The 14,057-nt window shown below is 70.3% G+C and carries 15 protein-coding genes; 6 read left to right on the forward strand and 9 right to left on the reverse strand.

Annotation, left to right across the window (positions count from 1 at the left end; genetic code table 11):
* Window positions 1–87: 87 nt before the first annotated feature.
* Window positions 88–624: a histidine phosphatase family protein gene (locus ACLQ2R_RS05350; RefSeq protein ID WP_425958175.1), complete on the forward strand. Its 537-nt coding sequence runs from the start codon at window positions 88–90 to the stop codon at window positions 622–624.
* 189 nt (window positions 625–813) lie between these two features.
* Here the strand turns inward: ACLQ2R_RS05350 and ACLQ2R_RS05355 are convergent, their stop codons facing one another.
* The 3 genes from ACLQ2R_RS05355 to ACLQ2R_RS05365 form a co-directional block, all read right to left on the reverse strand.
* Entirely contained in the window at window positions 814–1,263 is a 450-nt protein-coding gene (locus tag ACLQ2R_RS05355) for a hypothetical protein (protein ID WP_425958176.1), read from the reverse strand.
* Window positions 1,244–1,897, reverse strand: coding sequence for a DUF433 domain-containing protein (locus ACLQ2R_RS05360; RefSeq protein WP_425958177.1), 654 nt, complete (start codon window positions 1,895–1,897; stop codon window positions 1,244–1,246). Before ACLQ2R_RS05360 ends, ACLQ2R_RS05355 begins: the two co-directional genes overlap by 20 nt.
* Window positions 1,898–2,083: 186 nt before the next feature.
* Entirely contained in the window at window positions 2,084–3,460 is a 1,377-nt protein-coding gene (locus tag ACLQ2R_RS05365) for a helix-turn-helix transcriptional regulator (RefSeq protein ID WP_425958178.1), read from the reverse strand.
* Window positions 3,461–3,710: 250 nt separating this feature from the next.
* Here ACLQ2R_RS05365 and ACLQ2R_RS05370 point away from each other — a divergent pair, with 250 nt between their 5' ends.
* Complete coding sequence (locus tag ACLQ2R_RS05370; RefSeq protein WP_425958179.1) at window positions 3,711–4,322, forward strand: ATP-binding protein; 612 nt, start codon at window positions 3,711–3,713, stop codon at window positions 4,320–4,322.
* A gap of 44 nt (window positions 4,323–4,366) precedes the next feature.
* Here ACLQ2R_RS05370 and ACLQ2R_RS05375 read toward each other — a convergent pair whose 3' ends face one another.
* The 3 genes from ACLQ2R_RS05375 to ACLQ2R_RS05385 form a co-directional block, all read right to left on the reverse strand.
* Window positions 4,367–4,765, reverse strand: coding sequence for a hypothetical protein (locus ACLQ2R_RS05375; RefSeq protein WP_425958180.1), 399 nt, complete (start codon window positions 4,763–4,765; stop codon window positions 4,367–4,369).
* Window positions 4,762–5,037 carry a ribbon-helix-helix domain-containing protein gene (locus ACLQ2R_RS05380; protein ID WP_425958181.1) on the reverse strand — a complete coding sequence of 92 codons (276 nt, stop codon included), beginning with the start codon at window positions 5,035–5,037 and terminating at the stop codon, window positions 4,762–4,764. The genes ACLQ2R_RS05375 and ACLQ2R_RS05380 overlap by 4 nt, the downstream gene beginning before the upstream one ends.
* Before the next feature lie 241 nt (window positions 5,038–5,278).
* Window positions 5,279–5,992, reverse strand: coding sequence for an HAD family hydrolase (locus ACLQ2R_RS05385; protein WP_425958182.1), 714 nt, complete (start codon window positions 5,990–5,992; stop codon window positions 5,279–5,281).
* A 139-nt stretch (window positions 5,993–6,131) separates the two neighbouring features.
* Between ACLQ2R_RS05385 and ACLQ2R_RS05390 the strand changes: the two genes are divergently transcribed.
* Both ACLQ2R_RS05390 and ACLQ2R_RS05395 read left to right on the forward strand, forming a co-directional pair.
* On the forward strand, window positions 6,132–6,551 hold the full coding sequence (locus ACLQ2R_RS05390; RefSeq protein ID WP_425958183.1) for a PPOX class F420-dependent oxidoreductase: 420 nt from the start codon (window positions 6,132–6,134) through the stop codon (window positions 6,549–6,551).
* Window positions 6,552–6,886: 335 nt separating this feature from the next.
* The gene (locus ACLQ2R_RS05395) at window positions 6,887–7,741 is read left to right on the forward strand and encodes an SAM-dependent methyltransferase (RefSeq protein WP_425958184.1); all 855 of its coding nucleotides are present in this window, start codon (window positions 6,887–6,889) and stop codon (window positions 7,739–7,741) included.
* A 64-nt stretch (window positions 7,742–7,805) separates the two neighbouring features.
* Here the strand turns inward: ACLQ2R_RS05395 and ACLQ2R_RS05400 are convergent, their stop codons facing one another.
* Entirely contained in the window at window positions 7,806–8,768 is a 963-nt protein-coding gene (locus ACLQ2R_RS05400; RefSeq protein ID WP_425958186.1) for an RNA ligase family protein, read from the reverse strand.
* A 479-nt stretch (window positions 8,769–9,247) separates the two neighbouring features.
* On the opposite strand from ACLQ2R_RS05400, the gene ACLQ2R_RS05405 reads away from it, so the two are divergent.
* The gene (locus tag ACLQ2R_RS05405) at window positions 9,248–10,543 is read left to right on the forward strand and encodes a DUF2079 domain-containing protein (RefSeq protein WP_425958187.1); all 1,296 of its coding nucleotides are present in this window, start codon (window positions 9,248–9,250) and stop codon (window positions 10,541–10,543) included.
* Window positions 10,544–10,621: 78 nt separating this feature from the next.
* Here the strand turns inward: ACLQ2R_RS05405 and ACLQ2R_RS05410 are convergent, their stop codons facing one another.
* On the reverse strand, window positions 10,622–11,341 hold the full coding sequence (locus ACLQ2R_RS05410) for a spermidine synthase (RefSeq protein WP_425958189.1): 720 nt from the start codon (window positions 11,339–11,341) through the stop codon (window positions 10,622–10,624).
* 282 nt (window positions 11,342–11,623) lie between these two features.
* Window positions 11,624–12,241 carry a MarR family winged helix-turn-helix transcriptional regulator gene (locus ACLQ2R_RS05415; protein ID WP_425958190.1) on the reverse strand — a complete coding sequence of 206 codons (618 nt, stop codon included), beginning with the start codon at window positions 12,239–12,241 and terminating at the stop codon, window positions 11,624–11,626.
* 124 nt (window positions 12,242–12,365) lie between these two features.
* Here ACLQ2R_RS05415 and ACLQ2R_RS05420 point away from each other — a divergent pair, with 124 nt between their 5' ends.
* The gene (locus ACLQ2R_RS05420; RefSeq protein WP_425958191.1) at window positions 12,366–14,036 is read left to right on the forward strand and encodes an LLM class flavin-dependent oxidoreductase; all 1,671 of its coding nucleotides are present in this window, start codon (window positions 12,366–12,368) and stop codon (window positions 14,034–14,036) included.
* Window positions 14,037–14,057 lie beyond the last annotated feature (21 nt).

Below are 14,057 nucleotides of genomic sequence, written 5' to 3' on the forward strand. Positions count from 1 at the left end.
ACTCCACCTCCGGGGCTCGATCATGTGGCTGAAACTCCTCACCTCAACCACATGATCCGAACCTCGAACAGTTCCTAGCGTGGCGTCATGCCGATAGAGATTGTTTTTGAGACGCACTCGTGGAGCCAGGACAACGACCGGGGGATCGCCACAGGATGGCTGCCCGGGCGTTTGTCCGAGCGAGGGCGGCACCTGGCCGCAGAACTGGGCGAGCGACGGCGAGAAGACGGCCTGGCCGCCGTCTTCACCTCCGATCTCACCCGGGCGGTGGAGACCGCTTCCCTGGCCTTCGCCGGCACCGGTGTTCCGGTCCTGCATGACTGGCGGCTTCGGGAATGCGACTACGGTGACAACAACGGCATGCTCGCGACTCAGCTGCACCGGAGCCGGTCCGCGCACCTCGACAAGCCCTATCCGGGGGGAGAGAGCTGGCGGCAGGCGGTGCATCGTGTGGGCCGCTTCCTCGATGACCTGTCCCTGCGCTGGTCCGATACGCGGGTCCTCGTAGTCGGTCACGTCGCGACACGGTGGGCGTTGGATCACCTCATCGACGGTGTGTCCTTGGAGGAATTGGTCGATGCCGACTTCGGATGGCGTGAAGGGTGGGAGTACCGGTTGGCCTGACGGGTGACCGAACCGCGGATCCCTCCACGTCGGCCGGGCATCACGCGATGCCTCTCAGACCCGCACACAGATGACTTCACCGGTAGGCCCATCACGGCCGGCAGCGAGAAGATCATGTTGTGATGAAGTGCGCAACAATGGTGCTGTGTGACGTTCGTCCTGGATCGGCAGCTCTTGCGGCAGGGGAATCTACGTCAGGGATGGCCAGAACTTCGGTGGAGTCATGGCCGGGGCTATGACGCGCAGGCGGCTGGCCGGAGCCGGATCGATGCCTCGCAGGGTCACCAGACGTTGCCCGTCCGCCTCGGTGAGAAGAGCGAGCGCGGCGGGTAGTCCGGCGGCGACCGTGGCGATCGCGAGACCGATTCCGATCAGGCCGGGGTGCTTGTGCGGGTATTCGATCCGGTGCAACCCGGATACGGCGATGGCCTCGACCTCCCGGGGACGTTGCATCTGCCGTGCGTCATTGGTCAGGACGACGTGGAATCCCTCGGACGCGACCCGAGGGTAAAGGGTCTCGTCCCGGGTTCCCGACCAGCGATCGAGATCCAGCAGGTGGACGATCTCCTGCTCCAGGACGAAGGCGGCGATCGCCTGGTGGAGCGGCCGGGAGACGTTCTCATCCAGCAGCAGCCTCACGCGGCTCCTTGGGGGGATCGTAACTGTCGACGTAGGCGGCGAAATCGGCGGCGTCCAGGGCCGCCGGGGCGGTGACGCTCGGGTAGTACTCGGAGATCCGCTCAGGGGCGACCCTGTCCCTGAGCAGCGCGGCGACCTCGTCGTAGGGGACGCGGGTGCCCTCGATCACGGGCATCCCGCCGCGGACCGCCGGATCCACCGTCACGTGTGCGCGGGGCCGCAGCAGCGGTGGGATGTGCCTGCCGTCGCGGTAGAACGGCTGCAGGACGTCGACCATCTCGTGGATGACCACGTTGGCCTTTCTCCGTACCAGGTCGACCGCCTGGTCGGGTTCGGCCAGGTAGACGCTGCTGCCGTCGGCGACCAGCGTGTACGACGAGAGGTGGTCGCGCTCCTGCAGGTCGTCGCGAAGCGTGTCGAGTGCCCGCCGGATCTTCTGCAACGAGGTGTCGTTGCGCAGCTTGACACAGGTTCGCAGCGCCACCACATCGCGGAAGGAGTAGAGGACGGGACGCGTGCCGGAGATCTCCGGTATCAGCACCGCGCCCCGGCCGGCGCCGGTTCTGCGCCAGTGCGCGAGCCGGCGGAGCGTGGCGCCCGACAAGGCGGCGGCCAGCTTCGGGGCATACGTCATCACCCCACCCCTTTCACGCTCCGAGAACCGAACTCCTGCCCGGTCATCATCGCAAATCCACGCACGGCGATCAGGCATCATGCGGTGCCCTCAGCGGTCTCGATACCTTCGGCCGAACGAGGGACGTCGCCACCCTCGCCCCGTCGCGCGAGGCTTCGATGCCACCGGCTGCCCGGTGGGCGAAGGTCAGGCGGCGAGTTCGTGGTTGAGGTGGTCGCGGAACTCGCGGACCATCACACTGCTCCTGTACGGCTCAAGCCGACCGGCGAACTGCCGGATCAGGTCGACCGAGCGGGCGGAGGTCAGCGCCTTTGTCGCGGGGATCGCTGCTCGGGCAGCATCGAGAGCCTGTTCCAGCTCACCCATTCCCAGGTAGGCCTCTGCCGTGTGCAGCCTGTTGCGCTGGGCGGATCGGGGGAAGCGGTTGCCGAACTCCGCCACGGCGGCGCTCGCGCAGTCCGCGGCCCGTCTGTGCTCGCCGAGCATGCTCCAGCAGCGACCCGTCTGCGCTTTGAACTCCGCCTCGTCGTACCTGGCGATCCACGCCGGGTCGCGGTCGGTGGTTCCCTGGGCATACGCGCGCTCGGCCTCGATGAGCAGTCGCTCGGCGTGCTTGGCGCCGTGCCTGTCGTGAGTATCGGCCGGGTTGGTTTGCAGTGCCGTCGCCCACGCCTCCCTGGCCAGCATCAACGCCATGACGCGCGGAGGTGCCTGCGCGCGGCGCGCGGTGTCGGTCCCGGCTCTGGCCAGCCATATCGCCATGGTGGCCTGGTTCAGATGCATCGACTGCAAGGTCATCGTCGTCAGCACCCAGGCGCCGGTCAGCGGGTCGTCACCCGTCTTCGCCAGTCGCAGTGCCTGGCCGAAGTGCTGCTGGGCCTGGCCGTGCCGGTTCAGGTCGAAGGCCGTCCAGCCCGCGAGCCAGGCCATTCCCGCAGCGGCCGACATCAGTGCCGCTCCTACCCGGTCGTCGTAGCGACCCCGCAACAACGGGGCCACCGTGTTGTCGAGATACCGCATCACCGTCGGGCGGACCAGTCCGGCGCCGAACTGGTCGTCCAACTGGCCGAACACCGTGCGGGCCTCGTTCGTCCGGTCGACGTCGGCCATGCCCACCGTGTGCCTGTTCCCCTGCTGCGCGACCGACCGCGGGGGAGGGGTGTAGTTCCACGACGACAGCCACCCGCCCAGCAGCGAGGGCACGAACGGCAGCGTGGCCAGCACGTGGCGGCGGGACTCGTCCATCTCATACCTCCACAACAGCGCGGCCGATTTCACGGTAGTCGCCGTCGATGTGTCGCCGTACTCCGTGCCGGGCCACGAAGATGTCTCCCCGTGGGGCCACCCCTCTATCCACTGCTCGACCTCGGCGGCCCCCATCTCGAACACGGCCGCGATCCGTTTGCGGCTGTAGGCACGGATGCCCTGCTCTCCCCGCTCCCACCGGCCCCAGGTTCCCGGGGTCACCCCGACCGCTGCCGCCGCCTCCTCCTGGGTCATTCCCCGTTGCGTACGAGCCCTGGCCAGGTCCGGGCGTCCTTTGCCCTCGTATGGCTTTCCCACGACCACTCCTTGTCGGTAATCGAACGGCAACTCATTGTGATGGCCGCAGGCCGTCGGCTGCCACCCTGCGGGAAAACGCTCGATTAACGCCTGCCGTCGTTCGCCTGCGCCCATCCGGCGCCTGGTTGTCCTCCCCGTGCGGAACGGCCCCCGGCGGCCGGTGATCAACGGGTGGGCGCCGACGTTTCTCCTTCGCCCATGTCGGAGTTTCCTGCTGTGCACGAACCCCCACAGCGAACGGAGCGTGCTCATGCGGGCAGCGGACGACATCCCCCGACGTGCCGAAGATGCGGCGCCCCTGCCGGAGCAGGGCTGGAACCACCTCGACGCGACCGGGCGGGACGCCGTCGCGGAGGCGTGTGACGCCTGGACGGCAGAAGGAGAGGCCCGCGCGACGGGGCGAGGTGACGTCCGCGTGCTGGTGAGGGTGCTGCGGCCCGGGTCCGTCGCACGCCGGGCCCGCGCCGTCGTGCGGGAGGTGCTCGGGCAGGCCGGCCTGCCCGGTGACGACGTCGACACCGCCGAACTCGTCGTCGCCGAACTCGCCGCCAACGCCGAGAGGCACGCCCGCCCCCCGTACGAACTGCGGATCTTCAGCCTGGACGGTGTTCCCGCCTGGTGCGAGATGGTCGACGGCGACCCCGACCCGCGCGAGGTCCGCCTCGTCCTCGGCCTGCTGCGCTCGGTGGACGAGATCGGCCTCCCGCTGCTGGCCGAGAACGGCCGTGGCCTGTTCCTCGCGCACCGGCTCTCGGACGGCCACTGCCGGGCCTACCCGGCCGTCGGCCTGACCACGGGAATCCCCGGCAAGGCGGTCGCCTTCGCCCTGCCCACCCTCTCGGGGGATCGCCTGACCGGATGAGACGACTCGGGAGCGCTTGGGAACTCCTGTACGGGTTCGGTTCGTCAGACCTGGACGAGCTCCAGGTGGTCGTATCCGGCCCAGCCCGCGGGGTCACCGGTCAGGATGGGCCAGCCTCGCTCCATCGCGAGGTAGGCGGTATGGGCGTGATGGAGCGGGACCTCGTGCGGCAGGGGCGCATGCCTGGCCTGCCGGGTGACGCGGAAGATCTCCTGGTTGCCCAGGTTCGCGACTTTGCAGGCTCTGAACCCGAACAACCACATGAGCGTCTCCGGATCGGGGTCACCGATGATCGTCGCCTGGGCCAGCGTGGTGACGGGCAGGAGAAGGGTGTCGCCGTCGTGGGTGAGCAGGTCCAGGGCGGTGCGGATCTCGGCGGCCCGCTCATCCTCGGACAGGAGCCGCAGGGTGGCGGTGAGATCGGCGATGTATCCGGAGATCACGCGAGGTTGGCCTTCTTGCGCACGGCAGCGGCTTTGGCGGCGATCATGCGTTGATGAAGCTCGCTCCGGCGACGGTCGTAGGAGTCGGGGCCGGCGGCCCGATCCTTGGCGGTGAGGGCGGCCAGCCGTTCGTGGGAAGCCCGGTCGGCGTCCAGGCGCTGCCGGGCCAGTTCGGCGAAGAAGCCGGATACGGTACCGCCGGTCTGCTCGGCCCACGCCGTCAACTCCGCATGAAGCTCGTCAGGAATGCTGATCGAGATTTTCTGCGCCATACCGGCACCCTACCCGGTATTCCCAGGCGACGTCCTCACGACCGAGCACGGCGACGGTGGCGAGCCCGTGCGGTGACCGCGTACGCGATCGCGGCCAGGACCATCCGATCGTCCACGCGCCGTCGGCCGCCGCCTTGCGGCCGGGGGGAGGGGGGCGGGACGACCCGTCGAAACGGTTTCCACGACTCATCAGGGACCGGTTGCCGAAGAAACGCTTCCACGGACGATTCAACGACCGATCTCACTCCAGGAGGAGGGGTGTCAGTTCGCCCAGATCGCCGACGGTCAGGCCGGGAGGATCGGCGTACGCCCGGCGGGCGTCGTGGCGGTTCACCCAGGCGGTGTCCAGGCCGGCCCGCCGGGCGGCGTCCACGTCCTCGACGGGATCATCGCCGACGTGCAGCACCTCGGCGGGCCCGAGCCCCATCCGGCGCAGGGCGTGGAGGTATATCCCCGGGTCGGGCTTGTACAGGCCGCACTCCGCGGAGACGACGACCGTGTCGAAGACGCCGTCGAGACCGACCCGGTGGGGACGGGTGTTCCCGTTGGTGACGAGCGCGAGCCGGTAGCGGGAGCCCAGCGCGGTGAGCGCGTCCGGCACGTCCTCGTAGGTCCGCAGCCGTCTCCAGCGCGCTTCCATGTACGTCTCGTACACCTCCCGGGCGAGACCGGCGCCGGAGATCCCGCACTCGGCGACCGCCCGCTCGAAGGAGGCGAGGCGGATGCTCTCCATGGTCCGTCCCCGGTACTCCTCACGCCCGGCGACGTGATCGCGGACCTCGCGGAGCCAGCCGGCGGTCACCGGCCCGCCGGGCCGGGAGGCGCCCGCCTCGCGGAGGAGGCGGGCCGCGTCATCGAGGGCCTGCCGCATCGCGGAGTCGAAGTCCCACAGCGTGCCGTCGCCGTCGAACGACAGAGCGCGATAGGAACGCCGTGTCCCGCCCCTCGTGGTCATGAGAGGACTACATCACGAAAGAAGCGGTTTCGGAGGGTCGCGGGTCGTTACCGTGCGTGATGTGACACGGTGAAGGTACGTCTCGTGAGACGCCCGTGCCCTCCTTGCCGCGAGGGTGCCGCGCAGAGGAGGAGAGGCCATGTCGAAGCCGCCGCTTCCCGAGGAAGCAGTCGCCATGATGAAAAAGCCGAACCACGCCGTCATCGCGACGTTGCGGTCGGACGGCCAGCCCGTGTCCACGGCCACCTGGTACCTGTGGGACAACGGCCGGATCCTGGTCAACATGGACGCGGCCCGCAAGCGGCTGGGCCACATCCGCGACGACCCCCGGGTCACCCTGACCGTGCTCGACGAGCGCGACTGGTACACGCACATCAGCATCATCGGCCACGTCGCCGAGACGCGTGACGACGAGGAGCTGACCGACATCGACCGGCTGTCCCGGCACTACCAGGGGAAGGAGTACCCGCGGCGGGACCGCGCCCGGGTCAGCGCCTGGATCGAGATCGACCGCTGGCACGGCTGGGGCGGCCTCAAGGACAACGACCAGCCCGGCTGACGCCCGTTCACCGGGCAGGCCGGACCGGGGCGGGCCGGTATCGGGAGAGAAACGAATCTACATTGTAAAGGGAGCGGTGTCGTTCGACCGGATGTGCCCGGCTTGAATCCGGGGTCTGCTCCTTCTCGGTCATTCGGGATCCGACTGGTATGAAACGCGTCGGGGGCAATTCCTCAAGGAACGGAAACGAAGCGCGCGGGGATTTCGGAAGCGGTGAAAGGGGATTTCGGGCCTTCGTTGACAGCCCGGTGATCTCTCGCGATCATGGAAGAATTGTCCGGGGCTCCGTACCGGACACTTTTCTCCTTTTTCCTCCGCAAAGGACGTGAGATTGCGTGGACGATCGGAAAGCGCCCTCCGCTGCCCCTCGTGACCCGGTCGCGCTGGGCATCGACCCGGACATTCCCAGCGTCGCCCGCATCTACGACTACTACCTCGGAGGCAAGGAGAACTTCCCCTGCGACCGTGCGAAAGCGGAGGAGATGATACGTCTCGTTCCTGAGGCGCCGGTGGCCGCGAGAAACAATCGCGCCTTCCTGGGACGGGTCGTGCACACCCTGGCCACGGAGGGCGTGCGGCAGTTCATCGACATCGGCGCCGGTCTGCCCACCCAGGAGAACGTGCACCAGATCGCCCGGAGGGTCGATCCCGCCGTCCGTACCGTTTACGTCGACTTCGATCCCGCCGTTCTGGTCCACGCGCGAGCGCTTCTGACGGCGGAGGACGAGGCGATCGTCGTCGAGGGTGACGCGCGGCATCCGGCGGGCATCTTCGAGAACCCTGAGTTGAGGGCGTACATCGACCTGAAACGACCGGTCGCGGTGTTGCTGGTCGCCCTGACGCACTTCCTGTCCGACGAGCAGGCCGACGCCCTCGTCGGCTACGTGCGCCGGGCGGTGCCCTCCGGCAGCTATCTGGTGGTCACCCAGTTGTTCCCCGGTGACGATCCCCCCGAGTACGTCGAGGAGGCCGCCGCCATCTACTCCGGCACCAACACCGGGGCCGTGGTGGGGCGCGGCCGCGCGCACATCGCGTCCTGGTTCGAGGGCATGAAGGTGCTGGAGCCCGGCATCGTCCGGGTCGAGTCCTGGCGTCCCCGGTCGCGGGTGGACGACCCGGCCTGGCGGATGGACACGGAGATCGACGAGGGGGCGCCGGGCATCCTCGGAGCCGTCGGGCGAATCCCCTGAGCCCGTCCCCGGCGTCACGCGTGTCGTGACCCTGTCCCCGGGGCGCGTGTCGTGAACCCGCCCCTCACTCCCGGCGGGGACCGCCGGCCTCCGCTGTCGCGGCCTCGCGGACGGCGGCCTGTAGTCCGGCCTCTTCCTCGTCCCCGAGGGCCGCCACGGCCGCGGGGAAGGCCATGGACAGGTCCACCATGACGTCGAGGACCACCTCGTCCAGGAGCTCGCCGGACACCTGCGGCCCCACCTTGGACCGGGCACTGGCCAGCCGCGGCTCGTTGACCATGGCCCGGGCGATCCGGATCAGCTCCCCGAGGTCGAGTGCCGCGTACGGGTCCCAGGGGCGGCTCCGGCCGAAACGCCGCTCGTCGAACTCCTCGATCTTGAGCTTGACGATCGGGCGGCGTCCGGGAGCCGAAGGGGCGTCGGGCCGCAGGACGATCCCCTCGGCCACGTTGTCCGCGAGGGCGGGAAGGCCGAGCGCCCGCGGTACCCGGCTGGGGAACCGGACCGGCAGGGCGTCGAGGTCGGAGCGGGTCCCCCTGGCGAGGAGCGGCACGACGTCGAGACCGGCCTCGCCGGCGACCGAGGCGACGTCCGCGTACGTCAGGAAGACGCCGGGATCGTCGGGGTCGCCCGCATCCTCGTGGCGCAGGACGTCGAAGAGGGCGAAGCGGATCTCCGGGCTGTACCAGATCCCCGTCTGAACCGGGATGGCGCCCGGCACCGGTGGGACGCCGGGGTGGGGGTAGTGGCCGCCGTACAGCTCGCCGTAGACGCGCACCGCCGCGCCACCGCCGGCCAGGGCGGCTCTCGCGGCCCTCTCGAAGCCGCCGCGCAGCAACTGCCAGCCGAAGAACGGCTCGTCGTCGCGCAGCCACGCCTTGCGCTTGCCCACGGACACGGTCCGGCCGTCGCAGGCGATCACCATCTGAGCGCCGTGGATCTTCTCGGTCGCCACCCAGGGGCCGCCGGCGGCCGTCCGGCCCGGCTGCTCGACGGCGGGAATCTTGGGGTAGGCCAGGTGTCGCATCCGACGAAGTATGGCCGGGGAAGCGGAAGAGGGCAGCTCGATTTCTTGGGCCCTGTGCCCGGGGGCCTCGGCGATCGCCTCGCCAGGGTGCCGGTACGTGTCAGAGCGTACGCGGGAAAATGACGGAGGAAACATTTCCCGATACTCGTCGTCACAATAAAGGTAGAACTCCGGAGTTCATGCCGCCACTCTCGGTGATTTTGCGAATCACGTATTCCCGCTGGTAATACTCTGGGCTGGCTTTTTCGTTCCCGGCGAATGCCGCCCGAGTGCGGGAATCGTGGCATGCCGTTCCTTGTTCCTTCGTGCCCGCGTCTCATGGGCGTCCCTCATCGGTATGTCGTGGGAGCCGTCACCGTGACGGCGTTCCTGGCGTACTCCCTGCTGGGGTTGGTGAAGTTTCACACCTTCCGTACCGGGATCTATGATCTGGTCATTTCGACCAGGGTGTCCGGGGTTATGCGAACCTCGGCCTGCCCTTGTCGTTCGTCAAGGGAAACTGGAACGCGTTCGGGACGGCGTTCTCCCTACTGGGGGATCATTTCTCGCCGGTCCTCGCCCTGCTGGCGCCGCTGTACTGGATTCACGACGGGCCGGAGACGCTCATCGTGGCGCAGGCCGGGTTGCTGTCCCTGGCGGTTCCGCCGTTCTGGGTCTACGCGCGGCGGGCTCTCGGCGCGCGGGCGGCGTATTTCCTGAGTACCGCCTACACCCTCTCCTGGCCCGTGGCCGAGACGGTGAACTTCCATTTCCACGAGTACGCCTTCGTGCCGCCGCTCACCGCCCTGCTGTTCGAGAGGATGGGGGCGGGGCGCCGATGGCACGTCCTGGCGGTGTCGGCCGTGCTGCTGCTGGTGAAGGAAGATCTCTCGATCTTCGTCGCCGGTCTCGGGTGCGGTCTCCTTCTCGTCCGGAAGTGGCGCCGCACGGGAGCGGTGATGATCGTCGGGGGGGGGGGCGGGTTCCTGTGGGCGGCCACCAGTGTGATCATTCCGGCGTTCGGCGGAGATCCGCGCCGTTACTGGTACTACAGCGGGTGGGGTGAAGATCCCGGAGAGGCGCTCGTGCGCATTCTGACCCGTCCTCATGAGGTCCTGGGAGTCCTGTCCACCCCGGACACGAAGGTATGGACCGTCCTGCTGCTCCTCGCCCCTCTGCTCTTCCTGCCGTTACCGTCACCCTGCGTGATGGCGCCGGTGGCACTGCTGGCCGAACGCATGCTCGCGACGGACGCCGGAGCCGCCGGATGGTGGGGGACCCGCTACCACTACAACGCCGCGGTCGTCATGGCGTTGTTCTGCGCCGCCGTGGACGGCGCGGCGCGGCTTCGGCGGATGTCGAAGGGCCCGGCGGTTCGTCGGCTCGTCTCCTGCTGGGCGTCGGCGGTGGCGGTGGCGGCGGTGGCGACCGTGCCGTTCTTCGCGCTCGGCGATCTGTTCTCACCGAGCTGGTACGGAGGCGATCCCCGCTCCGGGGCGGCTGCGCAGGCCGTGCTCCGCGTTCCGGACGGTGTCCTCGTGGAGGCGGCCAACGCGCTGGGGCCCAGCGTGTCGGCGCGGACCAGGGTCGTGGCCTGGGCGTCGAAGACCGCCGTACGCCCCGAACGCGCCCCGTGGGTCCTGGCCGACCTCGAAGCACGGCAACCGCACTTCGCGTCGATCCAGGACCAGGCCGCGGACGTCGACCGGCTGCTGCGGCGTGGCTACCGCGAGGTCTTCTCGCGGCAGGGCCATGTCGTTCTGTGTGATCCGTCGGCGGACGCGAGGTGCGCCTGACCGGCGAAGGGGTGCGACCGGTCCGGGATCCGCCGCCGGGGACGCGCCGGTGACGGCCCCAGGCCCTCCGGGAGGCCGTCAGGTGGCGGTCGTCGCGACGTAGACGGTGTTGGACGACGTGCCGCCCGTCAGGTGGTTGGGGAAGGTGACGACGTGCGCCCGGGAGGTCGCGAAGACCTCGGTGAGCAGGGCCTCGAACTCCGCGTCCGGCGCGTCGTCCGACCACAGGGCGAAGACGCCGCCCGGACGGAGGTGCCCGGCGAGCCCGCGCAGGCCCGCCGGGGTGTAGAGGGCGGCGTGGCTGGGGTGCAGCACGTGGCGCGGGGTGTGGTCGATGTCCACCAGGACGGCGTGGAAGCGCCGGCCCGGGGACTCGGGGTCGAGGCCGGTCTCGGTGGGGACCATCGCGAAGAAGTCGCCCTGGACCAGGCGGCAGCGGGGGTCGGCCATCAGGTGGGCGCCGACCGGCAGCAGCTCCCGCCGGTGCCACTCGATCACCTCGCCGAGCGTGTCCACCACGACGAGCGAGCGCACCCGGGGGTCCTCCAGAGCGGCCTGGGCGGTGTACCCGAGCCCGAGCCCGCCCACCGCGACGTCGAGGTCCGTGCCCGGCAGCGCGGCCAGTCCGAGCCGGGCGAGCTCGATCTCGGCCACCGTGAACAGGCTCGACATGAGGAACTCGTCGTTCAGCTTGATCTCGTAGACGTCGACGCCCAGCGAGGGCTCGCGCCTGCGCCGCAGGCTGATGTCGCCGATCGGCGTCGGCCGCCAGTCGAGCTCCTCGAAACGCGCGCTCATCGCATCCGTCCGTTTCCGTCGTGGTCGATCCGGTGGGTATCGGGTGGCGGCCGGGCTCCGTGCCCGCCCGACGCTCCCGCTCGATGTGCCCGTCCGGTAGGGGAGGCGCGGTCGCTCCTCCACGTATCCCCTGTACGGGGCCTGCCGTAGAGCATCCCGCACTTCAGCGGTCCCGGCGCCCGGCTCGGGATCGGTTCAGGAGGGCGCGGGTCTCGGCCGGGAGGTCGCACTGCTCGCGCCGATCGCCCTCGAGGGCGATCCCGACGGCCCGGACGGGACGGCTCAGCGCCGTGGGGAGCGGCGCGGCCTGGCGGGGACGGCGTCCGGAACGCCGGAGGGGGTGTCGCCCGGGACGTCGGCGGGGGTCAGTTCCTGGACGATCCGGCAGGGGCCGTTCGCCGGGTCCAGGGCGTCGGCCCCGGCGGCCAGCCTGCGCAGCAGCTCCCGGAACACCGGGCGGTCGGCCGGATCCAGCGGGGACAGGACGTGCTCCTCGGCGTGCTCCAGCCTGGTCTGCGCGTCGGCCCAGGTCGACCTGCCCCGCTCGGTGGCGACGACGCGCTTGTTGCGCCGGTCGGCGGGGTCGGGGCGGCGCTCGACCAGGCCGGCCTTCTCCAGGTCGTCGAGCAGGTACGTCATGACGGTCTTGTCGACGCCGAGGCGCTGGGCCAGTGCTCCCTGTCCGCCGGGCAGCCCCTGGGTCGCCGCGGCGAGCACCTGGTAGCCGCGGGGACCGCCGGGGAGGTGCTCGACCAGCGCGTTCACCGTCCTGACGTAGGAGCGGAAGACCACCCCGAGCGTCCAGCCCAGGTCGCCCTCCAGGGCGTCGGCGGTCTCCGTGCCGGGACGCGGTGTCGCGGGCGGGCCGGGCGGGCCGGACGTGGCAGGCGCTGCGGGCATACGGCCAGGCTAGCAGGACCTGCGGTTCCAAAGACCTTCTGTTTGACAATCGATCTGTTTTACATACGATCTGTCGGGCAAGGTGTCGCGATCGGCGCACCCGGGACGACGTACCAGGAGACACATGGCCGACCACGGGCACGAGCTGCTGTTCGGGACCTTCCTGACGCCGGTGGCCGCGCGGGCCGACAGGGTCGTCGCGCTCGCCCTGCTCACCGAGCAGGCCGGTCTGGACCTGGTGACCATGCAGGACCACCCGTACCAGGCGCGGTTCCTCGACACCTGGACGCTGCTGTCGGTCATCGCCGCGCGCACCTCCACGGTGCGGGTGTCGCCGAACGTGGCGAACCTCCCCCTGCGCCCGCCCGCGGTGCTGGCCCGGAGCGTCGCGACCCTGGACCTCCTCAGCGGCGGGCGCGTCGAGCTCGGGCTCGGCGCCGGGGCGTTCTGGGACGGCATCGCCGCCCTGGGCGGCCCCCGGCTGACCGCCGCCGAGGGGGTCGACGCGCTGGAGGAGGGCATCGGGATCATCCGGGCCCTCTGGGCGGAGGGGGGAGCGTCGGTGAAGATCGACGGCAGTCACCACCGCGTGCACGGAGCCCACCCCGGCCCGGCGCCCGCCCACGACGTCGGGATCTGGCTGGGCGCCTACAAGCGGCGGATGCTCGGCCTCACCGGCAGGCTCGCGGACGGCTGGCTGCCCAGCAGCGCCTACGCCGCCCCGGACGTCCTCACCGCCATGAACGCGACCGTCGACGAGGCCGCGCTCGCCGCGGGACGCTCACCCGCCGACGTGCGGCGGCTGTACAACGTCTCCGGTTCCTTCACCGGTTCCGGCGGCGCGTTCCTTCAGGGGCCCGCGCACGTCTGGGTCGAGCAGCTCGCCGAGCTCACCCTGGAGGAGGGGATGAGCGCCTACATCCTGGCGAGCGACGACCCCGACGACATCCGGCGCTTCGCCGCCGAGGTCGTTCCCGGCGTACGCGAGCTCGTGGAGGCCGAGCGGGAGCTTCGGGGCTCGTCCGCCGCGGTTCCGTCGTCCGTCGCGGTTCCGGCCGGGACGGCCGTCGCGGACCGCCCCACGGTCGCCGGCGGCGCCGGCCCGTCCGCTCGTGCCGCCGTCGGCGCCGCCCCGTCCGGCCGCGCCGGGACCGCGGGGAGTGCCGGGAACGGGGAGAAGCGGGGAAGTGCGGTCCCCGCGCTGGGGGTCACGCCGACCCCGGACGACGGCGTCCGCCTCGCCGGCGTCCAGGTCTGGGACGAGACCACCCGCCCGACCGGCCCCGCCCCCGACCCGGATCGCACCTACACCCCCCGCGAGCAGGCGTCCGGGCGTCATCTCGTCGACGTCCACGACCACCTGCGGCAGGAACTCGCCGAGGTGCGGCGGCTCGTCGAGCAGGTCACCGGCGGCGTCATGGACGCCGGCGCCGCGCGCTCGCACATCAACACCATGACGATGCGGCAGAACAACTGGACGGTCGGCACCTACTGCGAGTCCTACTGCCGCGTCGTCACCACCCACCACACCATCGAGGACCAGAGCCTCTTCCCCGGCCTGCGCCGCGCGGACGGCAGGCTGGTGCCCGTCATCGACCGCCTGGAGCAGGAGCACCACGCCATCCACGAGGTCCTGGAGGGCGTCGACCGGGCGCTGGTCGCCTTCGTCTCCGGCCCGGACGGCGGGGCCGCCCTGCGCTCGGCCGTGGACCTGCTGACCGACACACTCCTGTCCCACCTGTCGTACGAGGAGCGGGAGCTCGTCGAGCCGCTGGCCAGGCTCGGCATCCTTTGAGCCCGGGACGACCGGGGCGGG

It is taken from the genome of Streptosporangium sp. DT93 (genome assembly GCF_049844535.1).
GTDB lineage: Bacteria > Actinomycetota > Actinomycetes > Streptosporangiales > Streptosporangiaceae > Streptosporangium.